The organism is Vibrio sp. B1ASS3 (assembly GCF_905175355.1).
Classification (GTDB): domain Bacteria; phylum Pseudomonadota; class Gammaproteobacteria; order Enterobacterales; family Vibrionaceae; genus Vibrio; species Vibrio owensii.
Genome location: NZ_HG992743.1, coordinates 1,925,320 through 1,943,159 on the forward strand (window position 1 = coordinate 1,925,320; position 17,840 = coordinate 1,943,159).

12 protein-coding genes are annotated in these 17,840 nt (G+C 43.7%); 11 read left to right on the plus strand and 1 reads right to left on the minus strand.

The annotated features are described in order from the left end of the window. Positions 1-8: 8 nt before the first annotated feature. The 6 genes from KJB05_RS26860 (at position 9) to KJB05_RS26885 (ending at position 5,931) form a co-directional block, all read left to right on the plus strand. Positions 9-620, plus strand: coding sequence for an SCO family protein (locus KJB05_RS26860; RefSeq protein ID WP_208445844.1), 612 nt, complete (start codon positions 9-11; stop codon positions 618-620). Further along, positions 610-1,077, plus strand: a complete 468-nt coding sequence (locus KJB05_RS26865; RefSeq protein ID WP_005447418.1) for a copper chaperone PCu(A)C — start codon at positions 610-612, stop codon at positions 1,075-1,077. Before KJB05_RS26860 ends, KJB05_RS26865 begins: the two co-directional genes overlap by 11 nt. A 178-nt stretch (positions 1,078-1,255) precedes the next feature. After that, positions 1,256-1,558 (plus strand): PTS glucose/sucrose transporter subunit IIB, encoded by a 303-nt coding sequence (locus KJB05_RS26870; RefSeq protein WP_045399946.1) that lies wholly within the window; start codon positions 1,256-1,258, stop codon positions 1,556-1,558. Between the two features lie 163 nt (positions 1,559-1,721). Continuing rightward, positions 1,722-2,900, plus strand: a complete 1,179-nt coding sequence (locus KJB05_RS26875; protein ID WP_045410222.1) for a tyrosine-type recombinase/integrase — start codon at positions 1,722-1,724, stop codon at positions 2,898-2,900. Positions 2,901-3,122: 222 nt separating this feature from the next. Next, a complete protein-coding gene (locus KJB05_RS26880) occupies positions 3,123-3,704 on the plus strand; it encodes a DUF2913 family protein (protein WP_050910054.1) in 582 nt (193 codons plus the stop codon). A 415-nt stretch (positions 3,705-4,119) separates the two neighbouring features. Then, positions 4,120-5,931, plus strand: coding sequence for a hypothetical protein (locus KJB05_RS26885; RefSeq protein ID WP_050910053.1), 1,812 nt, complete (start codon positions 4,120-4,122; stop codon positions 5,929-5,931). 330 nt (positions 5,932-6,261) lie between these two features. Here the strand turns inward: KJB05_RS26885 and KJB05_RS26890 are convergent, their stop codons facing one another. After that, on the minus strand, positions 6,262-6,585 hold the full coding sequence (locus KJB05_RS26890) for a hypothetical protein (protein ID WP_122071552.1): 324 nt from the start codon (positions 6,583-6,585) through the stop codon (positions 6,262-6,264). A gap of 368 nt (positions 6,586-6,953) precedes the next feature. On the opposite strand from KJB05_RS26890, the gene KJB05_RS26895 reads away from it, so the two are divergent. The 5 genes from KJB05_RS26895 to KJB05_RS26915 all read left to right on the plus strand — a co-directional run bounded on the left by KJB05_RS26895 (position 6,954) and on the right by KJB05_RS26915 (position 17,839). Next, positions 6,954-7,874 carry an IS5 family transposase gene (locus KJB05_RS26895; RefSeq protein ID WP_208445845.1) on the plus strand — a complete coding sequence of 307 codons (921 nt, stop codon included), beginning with the start codon at positions 6,954-6,956 and terminating at the stop codon, positions 7,872-7,874. 721 nt (positions 7,875-8,595) lie between these two features. After that, positions 8,596-11,532, plus strand: a complete 2,937-nt coding sequence (locus tag KJB05_RS26900; RefSeq protein ID WP_213053121.1) for a LamG domain-containing protein — start codon at positions 8,596-8,598, stop codon at positions 11,530-11,532. A gap of 10 nt (positions 11,533-11,542) precedes the next feature. After that, positions 11,543-16,186, plus strand: a complete 4,644-nt coding sequence (locus tag KJB05_RS26905; protein ID WP_208445694.1) for an RHS repeat-associated core domain-containing protein — start codon at positions 11,543-11,545, stop codon at positions 16,184-16,186. 20 nt (positions 16,187-16,206) lie between these two features. Continuing rightward, positions 16,207-16,668 (plus strand): hypothetical protein, encoded by a 462-nt coding sequence (locus tag KJB05_RS26910; RefSeq protein WP_208445695.1) that lies wholly within the window; start codon positions 16,207-16,209, stop codon positions 16,666-16,668. Between the two features lie 169 nt (positions 16,669-16,837). Continuing rightward, the gene (locus KJB05_RS26915; protein ID WP_208445696.1) at positions 16,838-17,839 is read left to right on the plus strand and encodes an RHS repeat-associated core domain-containing protein; all 1,002 of its coding nucleotides are present in this window, start codon (positions 16,838-16,840) and stop codon (positions 17,837-17,839) included. Position 17,840: the final 1 nt, after the last annotated feature.

The window sequence follows — 17,840 nt, forward strand, 5'->3', positions numbered from 1 at the left end:
GAATTGATATGAGCCGTAATTGGTCTCTCTTTCTCGTGGTTGCTTTTGTCCTCGGCTTTGGTACCAAAACGTATCTAGATGGACAAAAAGACGTAGAGAAAAAACAGCAAGTCGCGACCGAACAAAGCGTGTTGTTCGGTGAAGGTGATAAACCTGTCGATATCTTCGATACCAGTGATGATCGCATTCGCATTGTTTACTTTGGCTTTACGCGTTGCCCAGACGTGTGTCCGACCTCATTAGCCATGCTAGCAGGCGCACTCAATCAAATCGACGATGCGCAAAAAACACAGTTGCGCCCGATGTTCATCTCGCTTGATCCTGAACGTGACGAAGCTGATGCATCCGCCAAGTACGCGCACTACTTCCATCCGATGATTGAAGGTCTATCTGCACCACTTGATGTGACCACCCCACTTGCTCACAAGTACGGTGTTATTTTCCGTAAAACAGAGCTAGAAGGCTCAGAGCTGAAATACACACTCGACCACAGCTCTTACTTTTACTTCTTGAAGCCTGACGGCACACTCATCACTAAAGTGCCACATACCTTAACGCCTGCGCCAATTGTCGAGGCGATAACCAAACTGACTGCAGAAGGAAAAACCAATGAAAGCTAAGCATGCAATCAAAACGTTAGCCCTCTCCGCCCTACTTCTAAGCCCTTTGGCACAAGCAAACCTCAATGTCATGCCACACGAGCCGTATGCACGAGCCATGGCGCCAGGTGCTGTGACAAGCGCTGTGTTTGTGACCTTTGCTAACCGAAGCCAAGAAGACATCAATATCGTTGCAGCAGAAACCCCTGCGGCAGGTAAAGTCGAGCTGCACGATGTGATTAAAGAAGGCGATGTGATGAAGATGCGTCAGGTAGACCACATCACGCTCGCTGCAAAAGAGACTACCGAGCTAAAACCGGGTAGCCTACATATCATGCTATTCGACCTTAAAAAGCCGCTTAATGAAGGCGACGAAATCGAGGTGACAGTGACTTACGACAACGGCCAAAAGCAAAGCTTTACTGCACCAGTCAAAAAAGTCATGGCAGGAATGAAAAAGCACGAACATCATCATTAGTGCTTCTTTACTTCATCGATTCAAAGCTCCTCCAACGTGAGGAGCTTTTTTATTCCTCTCTCTTTTCTCTAAGCAGTATTTGCCAAACTATCAATGCATGATTTTGTGTCCTAAATCAGAGCGAAGCAGCCAAAGCTGAGATATAAACAAGGCTTTGCTGCCAAACGAGTTTCTCGCGATGTTAAAAGCCCTTTCTCGCGTCTTCAAAATGCTGACGCACGTGAATCCAAATCTGGAACAAGATGTCGACACCATCATTGACGCTATCGGTGGCATGGATAATTTGGTGGAAACCGGAGCTTGCGCGACAAGGCTACGCCTCACACTAAAAGACACTGCAATCGTGAACCAAAAAGCATTGAAAGCACACGGAGCACATGGAGTGGTGATCATCGATGAACGACATATCCAAATCATCTACGGCGTAAAAGCTAATACCTATTCACAAGAGATGGAAGAACGTCGAATAAAGCACATATAAAACGCAAAGGAGTTGTAAGAATCGAATCACAGCCGCTATACTCCGGCCGTTAACTCACCAACTAAGAGGAAATATGATGTTAAATATAGGACTAACTGTAACATATGATATATAGTGATTAATACCTAACTCATAACGATCACATATTGAAGGTGCACATTATATGATTTCAGTTAGTTCCACATCAGAATTTAAGATCAAGGGTTTGGTATATCCTAACTTCCCTCTGTTGCTTTGGTCTCACACAAATGAAGATATTGGTACTGAGTCAGGCGCTCTCTTTTGTGAAGGTCATCAGTTCTTAGAATTTTTGTTAATTAAAAGTGGAAGAATTAATAGTAGAGAGTCATGGAAGACCTATGCGGCACACCTAGTAAGTTTCTTCACCTTCATTGAGGATAATGGGCTGGATTGGACTGATATTGCCGATGATGGCATTACTGAAATGATTCTAGCTGTCTACCGTGATGCCTGCCTTGATGACGGGATGAAGGCTAACTCTGTAAATCAACACCTCCGAACCATTGTGCGCTTCTATCAATTTGCGGTTGGTCAAGGTTGGGTGTCAGAACTTCCTTACTCACTGGTTAGTATTAAAACAAGCAAAAACAAGAATCACTTTCTTGCACACACCAAGAATGATTCTGGCGAAGTTCAAAGCCCTGACATCATGCTAAACACGCCTAAAAAGCTTCCAAAATTCCTGTCAAAAGAAGAAGTGCAGGAACTTTTAAGTGCCATCAAAAACCCAGTAGTCAAACTCATGACAAGGCTCTGTCTACAGACAGGAATTCGAAAGAAAGAGTTACTCCTGTTTCCATTGAACCTGATGCGTAAACCAGTAGAAGGTAGAGCCATCTACAGGGTTGAAATTAACCGAACCAAGGGTGAAAAAGAGCGTGTCATACACATTCCTCACCGCCTTATGAAAGACCTGTGGAATTACACTCAAACCACTCGCCACGAGCAAGTGATGTCACACGGTACAGATAAAAAAGGCAACCCTGTATTCCAGAGTGATTTGTTATTCCTCAACACAAATGACAATAAAGAATGGGCGCTAGGCTCTGGCTTCAATAAGGCTCTGAATGATTTAGGGTTAGATTTTAAGGTAAACCCTCACAAATTGCGTCATTCCTACGCATGTCACACGCTAAAGGGTTTGCAAGAGCGTAAGCAAGGCAAATTTGAACCGCTGATGTATCTACAGAGAAGGCTTGGGCATTCAAGCATCACTACCACTATGATATACCTCGAAATCGTGAATGACTTGATGGACGATTTGGCGCTGGAATATCAAGACCAAATCAATGAAATTTCTGTTCAAGAGTTATGCGCATAATAAACATGTCGTAAGCCAATATAGTTTGACCACAAGTGGGCACACCGAAGGTGAAGTGTTGATAAACTCGAATTTGGACAATTATCATTTTCGGAAAATCGAATATTAGCAATTTATGAATAACTCTATGTATAGGAAACCACTCCCGAATTCATTATTACGGTTGATTTAAAACACCGAGCCCTCATATTCTTAAAATCCACCCACAACGCTACCTTGGCTATGCAAATCAAACGAGACTTTGACTACTACCACAACCTTCACAACCTCATTACCCACGCCCTGCTTCATTTGCTGTGTCAGGTATCCGCATCTTCCCGTTTTGTTCCAGTAACATCACGCAATGACATACTGATAAAGTACCTTAAGCCAAAGCTCAACGATAAGTCGTTATCGAATATCAAAAAAGACATCAAACTAATGCTCAGCGTGGCAAGAAAAAAAGGTGGGAACCTAGAAATGAAACTGCATCAACTTAATTCACAGTCGAAGCATGCAAAACTCGTCGGTGCTGAAAAGCTTTATAACCTACTCGTACACCTTTATGACGTAGAGGGTATCGAATCAAGACTGTTTGAGGAGGGTAGTGAGGCGGAGCCTGGGATTCTTTATATGCTAGAGGAACAAGTCGAACACGGTTTTGACCAAGAACACAATCAAGTCACCCCACTATCGATGCTTATCCAACTAGAGCGTGCACCAGAGCTTATCAATTCGATTAATGCTCACGGCCTATTTCTTGCCGAAATGAAAGAGTGGAACAGCGAGATACATCAAGCCCACATCTTAGTACACCCTGCTTAAAAAACTGGCTACCGCTCATTTAAACCTCCAATCATTCATCCCACATGAGCTGGCTTCACCAGCTAGCTCATGTGGGACAAAAATGAGTTTTGGGGAATAGAATGTTGGGAATCCGTGGATAACTAAAAATATGGAAAAGCTTTTGCTTTTGCAGTGTTATACCGAAGTCAATCACCTGCGTATTTTCATCCTAGCAGAGCAACCAATAACCAGAACTCCTTTATGTTAATACGCAATCACCTAACTTCTGCCTAAGAATAACATAGAGACAAACTTAGAAAGCAATCACAAAACACCAATATGCACTTAGGTTTATATCATGCGTGATTGTACACTATCCAAGCCTCATTACTTCTACTAGATTGACGACGAGGGAAAATGAATGAAATCCCCCCAATTACATAGGATGTGTATAATGCTTGCTAAAAAAAGCTTGTTCTCTAGTCTGGCTGTTGCGATGTTGATACCGTCACTCGTCCATTCATCAGACAATGTGCTATTGTTAGATAAATCATTTGCAACAACTCACAATAGTTATTCCGGTAGTCTAAAAGGCTATGGTAACAGCGGTTCCATTATTCAACAGTTAGACAATGGAGTTTATGGCCTTGAGTTCGATATTTACCCCAAGTACGATATGGGGGGAGTTGGACACGACGGCGTTGGAGACGAAGTTTACCACCAATACAATGCTAATCCCTTTTCGTATGATCTGCGAATCTGGTTTAACCTGATTAACGACTGGTCCAACTTACATCCATTGCACCCTCCTTTGTTCATTACGGTCGATTTTAAAAATAGCGATGGCTGGACTGAGCCAGGTTTATCTGATTTTCTCGATGGGGTGAAAAGCGTGTTTGGTAACAAGCTTGTTACCCCAAATCATGTCCCTGCTGTCTCAGAGATGACCATTACTGACGCTAAAGGCAAAGTCTTTATTATTTCGAACCATGCTAAATTTTATGACGACGGAAATCGTGGTTTATACGATAAAAGCAACGATGTCCAATTTTTATATGGTAACCATCGAGAGTTCGCTAACTTCAAAGGCAGTGACACCTCGGCAACATCGAAGGTAAAAGACAATAAATCCAAGCGTTTTTCACGGGTGTATAAATGGGATAAGTACGGACACCGATTTTACGACGATAATATTCAGGTAACGTTTCCCGCTAGCGACTACCCATTCTACAGTCAGTATCAAAAATTGCTTCAGCGCGAGCATCAAAATGTCTGGCGCGAACAAGATTTTGCGACCTTCACTATCAAACACAGTAGCAATTATGATCAAGGGCGTGAGCCAGCTGTATCGATCAACTCTCGAGTTGGCGGTAATCGTGTCGTAGAAGTCCACCGCTCACAAAATAATGACGGTTTATGGTACCGGTTGGGCACACTGGATAAAGCTGAAGACGGCATTAACTGGAAAGGGCATGGGCGATACTCTTCGGGGGTTAGACCGAATGTATCCCTTAACGATAATGGTATGATTGTGGCTGTACATAAATCGCAAAACAATAACGCTATTTGGTTGGTGGTGGGTGAGGTCATCAATGATGACATACGATGGGAAAGTCCTCAAAAATCACCTTTTCAAGGATACTATCCAGACGTAGCTTTAACTGATGATGGTCAAATTGTTGTGGTGTTCAGTGATACCGATTACGACAATATATATTATGCTGTTGGTACTTTGACAAGTGATAGAACGATCGATTTCCCTGATGTCCATCACTCGGTGGTGAATGATGAAGGCAGTTCATTGAGCCGCCCCCAAGTCGATGTCAATGACTCCCACCAACTTATCGTCAGTTGGGAACAAAGCAAGTCGGGAGAAAGGGAGGGGTGGACTCGTATCGGTCATTTAGACGCAAATAAATTAGATATTGAATTCAATGTTGATTCTTCCGTAGAACGTGCCAGTATATCAAACCGCGTTCGACTGGCCACTACCTATCCGTTTATTTACGACACTGCCCACTTCCCTTCTGTCGCGCTATCACAAAACGGCAATACTGTCACCACACATCGTTCACCGAGTGGTGATAATTTGTGGTATCGCGTAGGGAAACGAGGGCGATCGACGCAAATTCAGGACATAAGTGTCAATTACACCAAGGGGCGAGAAGCGAAAATCGACATGAACGATGAGGGTTATACTGTTGAAGTACATCAATCTCAAAATAACAACGGCCTATGGCTATCTATAGGGGAGCTTCAGGAGTAGAAACGGCTGTGCTGCCCACCTTATCATGGGAGGGCAGCGCTAACGAACAATGCTTTCGTCCAATGACAATGGAACTAGTGGTACGTTCTGCTCGATTGTTGCCGATTACAGGCATCAAGATAAGTTTTGGACAAGAATGAGTTAGTGAGTTTCTTAACTTAGTAGACTTCGGATTATTTCTAGTACGGTAACGTTCCAAGCACCGAAATTAATATCTGGATATTGGGTTGTTTTGTTTCATTAGTAACAGAATTTAATAGCTCACTCGTAGAGTGAGCTATAGTTATTTTCTAGCCTGCCTCAGTAATTCGGCTGCGCGCCTGCGCAGTATTAAACTGAGTATTGCTTGCGAATGGCTTTTTTAACAGGGCAACGCTGGTTACGACCATTAAGACTAACCAAACCATCGCTTAAGAGCTTACTAGTCAGTTTTTCTTGGCGATCCTTTGCTTCTTCCCAATCATTGAAATCTTCTACACGAGACTTCCACTGCTCAGATTCCGTTATATTTGCTAATTGGGTCATGAGGTGATTACGGTTTGCATAAGACTTCCAACTTGAGTGCGTTGCTGGCTGGGACGCACTGCGACAAGTAATATGAAAAACCGTCTCATCAAATACATTTTCTACTACCTGAATGTCCAACTGAACCATAGTATCTACCTCCTTGTGGTTTGTTAACGGTGGCTATTAGAAAGCTTTCATGGTTCGTCTGTCAAGCCTGTAACTAATTGTAAAAAATGGATATTTACAGGACGTTCAAATGTATGCTTTGACGCTAACAAAATTCAGTCAAGTTAGAGATAACTGTACAGAGGACTCTACCGCGCCTGACTTGAAAATGGACAAAAGTTTGTTACGATTTCTGAGTAACGTGGGGATTTCAGATAAGTTCAATTAGGACAATAACGGTGCATACATTCCTCTGCTGCCGCCCTAAAGTGGCTTTGTTGCGTAATTCGATGGAACTAAATCAGGAAGTTGCGATCTGATCGGCTAAGTCAACTAATCTTTGTAGCCTTATGTCGAAACCTCGTTATAAAACAACTAACTGGAAACAATACAACAAAGCCTTAATCAACCGTGGCTCACTTACTTTCTGGATTGATGAAGAGACCATAAGAGAGTGGAAGCAAAGCAAACAGAATAAACGAGGTAGGCCTCGTCGATTCAGCGACCTAGCCATTACTACTGCACTGATGGTGAAGCGCGTTTTCTCTATGCCATTGAGAGCGCTGCAAGGTTTTCTAGACTCCGTATTTAAGCTTGCTAACGTCCCGCTAGTTTGTCCGCACTACACCGGTATAAGCCGTCGAGCCAAGGAAGTTGAGGTTTCATTTAAAACCAAAAACAGAGGTGCGATACAACACCTCGCCATTGATGCCACTGGTCTCAAGGTTTATGGCGAAGGTGAATGGAAGGTTAAGAAGCATGGTACCGACGGGAAGCGTAGGGTTTGGCGTAAGCTGCATATCGCAGTAGATACAAGCACCCACGAAATAGTCGCAGCAGAGCTGAGCTTATCTAACGTAACCGATGCCGAAGTGCTCCCCAACTTACTCAAGCAGACACGTCGTAAAATCATTGAGATATCAGGTGATGGCGCTTATGACACAAGGAATTGCCATGATGCCATACGGATAAAGCGAGCGGTTCCGCTTATCCCGCCACGAGAAGGCGCAGCCTTCTGGGAGGAAGGACATCCTCGCAATTTAGCAGTAGTTTGTCAGAAGCTCTACGGCTCCAACAAGAAGTGGAAAAAGCGTTATGGCTATAATAAGCGCTCGCTATCAGAGACAGCAATGTATCGAGTGAAACAGTTGTTAGGTGGGAAATTAAGCCTGAGGAACTACAACGCTCAAGTTGGTGAGACTTACGCCATGATTAAAGCGCTGAACAAGCTTACAGGGCTTGGTATGCCTGAAACTCAGCATGTTGTTTAATAATCACTCAATTTTCGGGCAATTTGGTTTTCTGTCCGAATTACGCAACAAAGCCCTTTTGGTGCTCGAAAAGGAGCGAGCAACTCGAAGTATCCGTTATTCAAATAGAAGTTAATAAAGCGATTAATACCTACCCAAAGCATAGAAATTTAATATTCCTTGGTGTGAGATATATTTCTAATTAATACCATAAAGTTAAAAATTGTGATTGTCATATTCAACTGTACCATAAGCTTGTTGTTGTCTATCGATTATTAATTGATTATTAATTGATTATTCATCACCTTAGCAAAAGTTAAGTTAATCAGTTGGTTTAACGGTAATAACATTAATTTGATAAAGACCAAAAGGCTATATGATGAGTATCAGGACAGTACTAGGTGCTTTGGCCATGTTTATGACGAACCAAGCCTCAGCGATTGAATTCAGCTATGACCCCTTAGGGCGAATAACTGAAAGTAAAATAAAGGAAGAACAAGGTGATGATCAGTCGGTAGTTTATATATATGATATCCTATCAAATATTATATCTACATCTGAAAGTAATGATAATAATTTGGATGGATATAAACTTTCTTTGGATTTTTCAGAAGTCCAGAATTTTAAAAGTGTCATTATAAACTTTAACCTTTCAAAGAAAATATCTGACTTAAATTTTGATTTATATATAAGCCCAGAATCACCGCCGTTATTTTATGAATCAGTTGAAGGTGTGAATTCTGTGAATTTAGATTTATCTCAGTTTACATCTCCTGTTTTTATTCAAGCGGTGGCTCGTGATAAGTACGGCAATAAAGTAATCTCAGAAGTTGAACAGTTATATCCTCTAGACAGTGATAAAGACCAAGCACCTGACCATATTGAACAGGCAACATGCAGCGATCCCTACAATGCAGACAGTGATGGCGACGGTCTATCGGACGGTCTGGAGATGGGGATCGAAACAGGTCAACAACTCAGTAGCCCATGTAGCCCTGATAGTGATGGCGATGGCATTGATGATGGGTTCGAGTATGAAAAGGGCTGGGATTTACAAGGCTTTGATATTGGGGAGCTCAATGACCAGAGCATAAGCCACTGGGCTGAGTACGCTCAGGCGCAGGCCATATTGGCCGATGCCAACGGTGAAGCGGTGGTCTCGGGTGAACACGTCTTAGATGTCACTGATAAAGAAGCATTTGGTTACACAGGGCTCATACCATCTGGTGACCAGTCCATGACTTTTATGTACTGGGTGAAGTTCAAAACATTGGATAGTCGTTATCAATTGTCTGGTGTGAATGATGGCGATGATCACCGACTGTATGTTGGATTAGATCATGGCAGGCCGACATTTGGTGCTGGTAGTGACTGGGATACAGAGTTAGACAAGGTTGAGGTGGATCAATGGCTGCACCTGGCCGTTGTATTCGATAAAGCCTCGCATGAACGAATTTTTTACCTTAATGGACGAGAAATTAGCCGTGAAACCTATGTTGAATTTCAATGGGACAGCTTGAGGAGTTTACTCGTTGGCGCGATGAACCGTTTGGAGGGTGCTTCAGATTTTCAGGATGCCCGCTTGAACGATGTTCAAGTTTGGTCACGAGCGCTTGATGGCAGCGACATACAAGGCTACATGGTGGTGCCACCGCGAGCAGGTGAAGGCGACTTAATGGCGTATTACGACTTTAGCCGTTACAGGGGCCTGTGGGTTGAGAACGTGGCGACTGGCACCTTTGATATGAAGCTGTCTGAATTAAAGTTGATGGCGCCAGCTGAAGTTGAGACGGACCATGATGGTGATGGGCTAAGTGATACTTTTGAGTTGTCAACATGCAGTGATCCTTACAATGCAGACAGTGATGGAGACGGTCTTTCGGATGGTCTGGAGATGGGGATCGAAACAGGTCAGCATCTGAGTGATCCGTGTAGCCCAGACAGTGATGGCGATGGCATTGATGATGGGTTCGAGTATGAAAAGGGCTGGGATTTACAAGGCTTTGATATTGGGGATCTCAATGACCAGAGCATAAGCCACTGGGCTGAGTACGCTCAGGCGCAGGCCATATTGGCCGATGCTAACGGTGAAGCGGTGGTCTCGGGTGAACACGTCTTAGATGTCACTGATAAAGAAGCATTTGGTTACACAGGATTCATGCCTTCTGGTGACCAGTCCATGACTTTTATGTACTGGGTGAAGTTCAAAACATTGGATAGTCGTTATCAATTGTCTGGTGTGAATGATGGCGATGATCACCGACTGTATGTTGGATTAGATCATGGCAGGCCGACATTTGGTGCTGGTAGTGACTGGGATACAGAGTTAGACAAGGTTGAGGTGGATCAATGGCTGCACCTGGCCGTTGTATTCGATAAAGCCTCGCATGAACGAATTTTTTACCTTAATGGACGAGAAATTAGCCGTGAAACCTATGTTGAATTTCAATGGGACAGCTTGAGGAGTTTACTCGTTGGCGCGATGAACCGTTTGGAGGGTGCTTCAGATTTTCAGGATGCCCGCTTGAACGATGTTCAAGTTTGGTCACGAGCGCTTGATGGCAGCGACATACAAGGCTACATGGTGGTGCCACCGCGAGCAGGTGAAGGCGACTTAATGGCGTATTACGACTTTAGCCGTTACAGGGGCCTGTGGGTTGAGAACGTGGCGACTGGCACCTTTGATATGAAGCTGTCTGAATTAAAGTTGATGGCGCCAGCTGAAGTTGAGACGGACCATGATGGTGATGGGCTAAGTGATACTTTTGAGTTGTCAACATGCAGTGATCCTTACAATGCAGACAGTGATGGAGACGGTCTTTCGGATGGTCTGGAGATGGGGATCGAAACAGGTCAGCATCTGAGTGATCCGTGTAGCCCAGACAGTGATGGCGATGGCATTGATGATGGGTTCGAGTATGAAAAGGGCTGGGATTTACAAGGCTTTGATATTGGGGATCTCAATGACCAGAGCATAAGCCACTGGGCTGAGTACGCTCAGGCGCAGGCCATATTGGCCGATGCTAACGGTGAAGCGGTGGTCTCGGGTGAACACGTCTTAGATGTCACTGATAAAGAAGCATTTGGTTACACAGGATTCATGCCTTCTGGTGACCAGTCCATGACTTTTATGTACTGGGTGAAGTTCAAAACATTGGATAGTCGTTATCAATTGTCTGGTGTGAATGATGGCGATGATCACCGACTGTACGTTGGATTAGATCATGGCAGGCCGACATCTGGTGCTGGTAGTGACCGGGATACAGAGTCAGACAAGGTTGAGGTGGATCAATGGCTGCACCTAGCCGTTGTATTCGACAAAGCTTCGCGTGAACGTATTTTTTACCTCAATGGGCGAGAAATCAGTCGTGACAACTGGGTTGAATTTCAAGGGGACAGCTTGAGGAGTTTACTTGTTGGCGCGATGAACCGTTTAGAAGGTGCTTCAGATTTTCAGGATGCTCTCTTAGACGATGTTCAAGTTTGGTCACGAGCGCTTGATGGCAGCGATATGCAAGGCTACATGGGGGTGCCACCGCGAGCAGGTGAAAGCGATTTAATGGCGTATTACAACTTTAGCCGTTATCGAGGCTTGTGGGTTGAGAACGTGGCGACCGGAAAATTTGATATGAAGCTGTCTGACACAGACATTATAAAAACAAAAACCGATGAAAAATAAGGTAATTAAAATGAATAATGGTCGCATTTTGACATTGTGGTTAGCGATCTCAATAAGTCTTGTAGGTTGTGGTCGTGAGACTGAAGCTTTGGATATTAGGCAAGTATCACCATCACGAATAGAAATGGACTTGTCCACGGCTCCAACACATAAGCAATTGAGTGAGGCGGGACAACTAGGGGGCGTATTAGCCCCAACTCACCCTGTTGAAGATAATCTCGAACCTGAGTCGTTCCATCTAATGGACTTAATAGCCAGTGATGATGAGCAGGAACGTATGGCTTTTGGACAAGCGATTCAAAACTGGAACAAACACCAATATGCTTCAGCATCGGTGGAGTTTGATATTTTCAGGAAGAAATACCCAAATAGCGCTTGGGCATCTGAAGCAACATTACATATGGCCTGTAATGCTCGCTTTACCGGGCAATACTCGACGGCAAACCAGTTGTTCAACGAGGTCATCCAAACAAATCAAGACTCTGAATATTCAGGCGCTCAACAAATGGTTGCCAAAGCGAAGAGTCGTTTAGCTGTTCTTCGGTTGATGGAAAATAATCCAGAAGAGGCAAAAACCCTATTTGCGGAGGTAGTGAAGAACGCACCAGACTGGAGGTTGAGATCATATGCTTCAATTTGGCTGCGTAAGTTATCGCTTCTTAAAAATCAGGCTGGCGGTTTGCTCGATTGCGGAACACGGGCTCTGGCCTATTTACTCAATGGTGATGGTCAATTCGAGGATTCTGAAGCAGTTCTCGGTTATGTCCCAGATAATGAGGCTGAAGGTTTTAGCATAGAAGAGTTGAGGCAGTTAGCTGTTAAATATGGTTATCACGCACTTGCAGTTAAAGCCAAAGTTAGTGAACTAGCCGCTCTAACTGAACCAGCAATCTTACAAGTTAGTAGAGCAGCAACCGGTGGTAAGGGACATTACTGGGTTCTTGAGCGAGTCGAAGCTGGGCAATTTTATATTGTTGACCCACAGATGAATCGGCGTTTTCATTTTTCAGCTGAGCAGCTTGAAAAGGAATGGCAAGGTAACGCTATCTTATTGTCTAAGGGGGCTTCATCATCCGTCGGGACAGCACTGTCTCTCGAAGACGCTAACTCCACTCATGGGGGCTGTTGTGGTATCCAACGTCCACCAAGCGAAGGAGGAGATCCTGGTTCAGAACCTGATGATAATACCCCTAATAAGGAGGGCAGTAACCCAGATAAAAACTGCCGCGGCAGAGGCGCACCTATTTGGTCGGTCAATGTCATTAATCTCAACCTTTATATGACAGACACTCCGCTATGGTATGACACAACAGTCGGCCCTGGCGTTGAGGTGAAGCTAAGTTACAATACACAAAGTGTGCTCGCACAAAATGAACCTTTTGGTCATCGATGGATGTTTAATTACGCGTCCTATCTGGTAGTGGATCCGGGTGATGCCGTTACTATTTTTGAAGCAGATGGCAGCGAAAGTGTTTTTATATTAAATAATCATGGGGTTTATCAATCAGACCGTTACTCGTCAACATCATTGACTAAGAGTGATGATGGAAAGTGGCTGCTCACATATGCAGACGGTTCGCAACGTATTTACGGGGTACCAGAGGGAACCAAAGCCCTACAAAACTTCTTGCTAGCTGAGGTCGATAACTCGGGTAATCGAGTCACAGTAGGATACGACAAAACGGCCAAGGTGACGCACGTGACGGATGCGTTAGGTCAGGTAACGAGTTTTCAATATAACTCTTCAGGTTTGATTGAAAGAGTCGACGATCCTTTTGGTCGTTATGCCCTTTTTGAATATGACAAATCACGAAACCTAGTCGCAATGACTGACATGGAGGGTTACCGAGCATCCTTGACATACGATGATGATCATTTAGTAACATCGTTGACGGACGCAAGAGGTAAAACTCAATTTTATATCGAGCCAGCAGACGGTATACACAATAACTTCGATGCTTATAATCCTCCTGGTACTGCAATGTGGGAAAACTATCGCATTACAGTGACTTTACCGACCGGTGGGAAAGAGGAATATTATTTTGACGGTTTCCATGGCAGATCTTGGTATGTAGATGCCGACCACTATCAAGAATACGAGAGCGAAAAAAACAATTCGCACTACGATACCCCAAAAACAATTTATGAATTTGTGGTGCCAAATGGTCGCAGGGGTGAAATTTCTGAAATCACTTATCCAGATGGTGCAAGCTTCGAATACAAGTACTACAGCGACAATAAACTTAAATCAGCAACGGATCCTTTTGGACAAAAGAGCGAGTACTCGTGGACGAACAATGGTCAGTTGCTGGAAAGCATTGACTCGCTTGGTCGTGCAACGCAATTTATTTATGCGAATAATGGGCTCGATTTGACAAGTATTGTCGGTCCATTTGGTGATGAACAGTTTACTTATGATGACCACCATCGAGTGACTGAATATACCGACATGGACGGGTTAACTACGCGATATGGCTATGATTCAACTGGTAATTTAATTTCTACCACTGATGCAAATGGTGTCATCAGCACATTTGAGCGTGATGCAAAAGGCCGAGTCACATCCGTTCGTGTAGGTTCAGAGATCGTCCGTCGTTATGGATATGATGAGATAGGTCGAGTGATCTCCAATAAGGATGCCGCAGATTACGAAACGCACTTTGAATACAATAAGATTAATACCTTAACAAAAATCCGCAGTGCGGCGGGCCGTACAATTCAGCGCCAGTTTGGTAGTTGTCCTCGTGTACTTGAAAAAGAAACATTGCCGGGTGATCGGGGTTACCAGTATCGGTATGATGCCCAAAAGCAACTTACTGAGGTGATCAACCCTGCCAGAGGCAGTATTCAAATTGGTCGCTCAAAAGCGGGTCTAATTACATCACTTACGGATCAAAATCAAAACCAAACGTCTTTTGAGTACACCTCCGCAGGAGAACTGAGTAAGAAGGTTTATCCAGATGGCAGTAGTTTAAAGTACGAATACAATAACGGCCGAATCAAGAAGGTAACGAATGCTAGAGGCATTACCAAAACCCTTCATTTCAACAAGAAACAGCAGTTAGATAAAATTGAATACAGTGATCAAACGCCAAGTGTCGAATACAGCTACAATGAGCTCGGTCTTCTTAGTGAAGTGAAAGATGCGATTGGATCTACTCGATATCAATATGAGAAAAATGGGCGTCTTGCTGAGATTGATGGACCACGAGACAACGACACTATAACACTGCACTATAACAATCTTGACTTGTTATCCGAGTTGTACGCCGGTGGTAAGCTAAATACCGCATATAAGTACGATGACTTGGGTAGGGTCGTTGAGATAAATGCGTTGGGACAGCGATTTGCTTATCACTACGATTATTCACCGTTGGCGTTCTCTGCGAGTGTAGTTTTACCTAATGGCGTGACCAGAAAGACGACGCTAAATGAAAAGGGTGACTTAAGTGCGATTTCGTACAAGAGTAAAGACACCACTTTGGTTGATTACCATTATCGATTTGATGAAGCAGGACAAATTGCAGAGCAGACAGGAACCCCAGCTTGGTTTCTACCTAGGCAGCAATCCAATGCTAAATACAATGAACTTAACCAGATCGCCGAGTGGAATGGAGACGACAAAGCGTTCGTTTACGATAAAGACGGTAACCCAATTAAGGGGCTTTTGGACGATGGCGTTCCGTTTGAGGCGGAGTACGATGCAGAAAATCGCCTAATCAAGCTAAGTTTTACCCGGGGTGACACGCAATATCGTGAGACATTTGCTTACGGGCATGACCATATGCTCGCTCAGTATCAGCTATACAAAAATAAAGCGTTGGTAGAAGAAAAGCAGTTTGTTCGGCTTGGGTTAGTGGAGCTTCAGCAGCGTAACGCACTGGGAGAGGTGGTTCAAGAATATGCTTGGGATAAGTCGGCACCAGGTGGTATTGGTGGCCTACTGGTGGCGAAGACAAGCAGTGATTTCTATACCTATGTGTACAACCATCTAGGCCATGTTCAAAAAGTCTTAAATGCTTCGGGTCAGGCCGTTCAGAGTTATCAATACACCCCGTATGGTCAAGTAGAAGGCGGCGATTTTAACCAACAACCCTTTGGTTATTCAACGAAACGCAGTGACTTTGAAAGTGGATTGGTTTATTTTGGGTATCGGTTCTATTCGCCGTATCAGCGCCGTTGGCTTAACCGTGATCCATTGCAAGAGCAAGGAGGGATAAACCTCTATGCTTATGTAAATGGTGACCCGTTGGGGTACGTGGACCCGGATGGGCGAAATCCACTGCTGGTTGCAGCCGGTGCTGTTGCAATAAGTGCAGGAGTTGGCGCAATAAATGGAGGTATTGGTGCTTGGGTGCAGGGAGGAAGTTTTGATGACATTGCAGATGGAGTTTACGCAGGAGGAGTCGGTGGATTATTGAGTGCTGGAAATCCTGTATTAGGTGCCATGGTTGGTAATGCTTTGGGGCAGGCGATGGCTATAGATAGAAATGGTAAACCTTACTCTTGCTTTAGTTTGGGCTCTATGTTCGGAGCTGGAATTGGTGGAGGACTAGCCGCAGGGCTTACAGCTTACCCCGGAGGTGCATTTTTGGGAGCGCAACTTGACCTTGCGCTTTCAACTGTAGGTGGGATAGCCGGTGGTAGTCTATAAAAGGTGAGTAGGAGGGAATAATGATTATATATTGTAATTCGATAACACAAAAAGAGAATGTAGGTACTATAATTTGTCTTGTCGTTTTAGGTATGGTAGCGATGTATGTTGTGTTCACAAGGTGGTCAGAGTTACCTTTTGTAATGATGTTAATGTATCCTTTAATGATTCTTTTTTACTTAAAAGTATTTAATTATTGCTATCAATTAAAGAAAACGGTTTATTCATTGGAGTTTGAAAAAAATCAATGCATTATTACCACATATTGGGGAAATAAAGTCCTTTATGCTAATGAATTAATATTTTCTATTTCAAATTTAACTATGTTCCAGGCAAAAATCTGGGATATGTTAAAAGTGTTTCATTATGAAAGAGAAATAATAACTATTAGAGATGGAGAAAAATCATACTACATCTGTAATAAAAATGATGCTGATAAAAAAATACACACCTTTTTGAAAGAAAATAGTTATTTAAATTGAGTTGGTTATGAAAAGTATAGGAATTAAAGGTAGAGCTGTTGCATAAGTGATAAATAAAAGGCAGGCACCGAATTGAGGTGCCTTTCTTTATGGGACACACCCTTTTGGGGCGGATGGGGACACCAGTGCATTTACGTAGGATAAAGACGGTAACCCAATTAAGGGGCTCTTGGACGATGGCGTTCCGTTTGAGGCGGAGTACGATGCAGAAAACCGCTTAATCGAGCTGAGTTTTACCCGGGGTGACACGAAATACCGTGAGACATTTGCTTACGGGCATGACCATATGCTCGCTCAGTATCAGCTATACAAAAATAAAGCGTTGGTAGAAGAAAAGCAGTTTGTTCGCTTTGGGTTAGTGGAGCTTCAGCAGCGTAACGCTGAGGGAGACGTGCTTCAAGAATATGCTTGGGATAAGTCTGCACCGGGTGGTATCGGTGGCCTACTGGTGGCGAAGACAAGCAGTGACATCTATACCTATGTGTACAACCATTTAGGCCATGTTCAAAAAGTCTTAAACGCTTCTGGCCAGGTAGTTGAGAGCTATCAATACACCCCATATGGTCAAGTAGAAGGCGGCGATTTCAGCCAACAACCCTTTGGTTATTCAACGAAACGCAGTGACTTTGAAAGTGGATTGGTTTATTTTGGGTATCGGTTCTATTCGCCTTACCAGCGCCGTTGGCTTAACCGTGATCCATTGCAAGAGCAAGGTGGGATAAACCTCTATGCTTATGTAAATGGTGACCCGTTGGGGTACGTGGACCCGGATGGGCGAAATGCAGTTGCTAGGCTAGTTAAGCTAGCTAAGCAGTTCATTAAGAAATCGAAAGATACAGGTGCTCCAAATAAAGCAGCTAAGCCAACTAAAAAAGCTAAGCCTGAAAAGTGTTCTGGTGTTACAAACAAGACAGGAAAAGGATTAGGTAACCCTTTTAAAGATAAGACAGCGAAAGAAATTGATGAGATGTTTACTGATAAGGGGTTTGAGAAGCGAGGACCAGATCCTGCTAATGGTACAGGAGGATATGTTAATCCAAAGACAGGTCGTTCATATCATATTGATCCGAAAGAGTGGGGTAAATACCCCGAACCAAATCACGTAGATGTTAATAGGCTGAAGTCATATGATGGTGCCTTGGACAAGAAAAAACTTCCATATAAGGAATAAA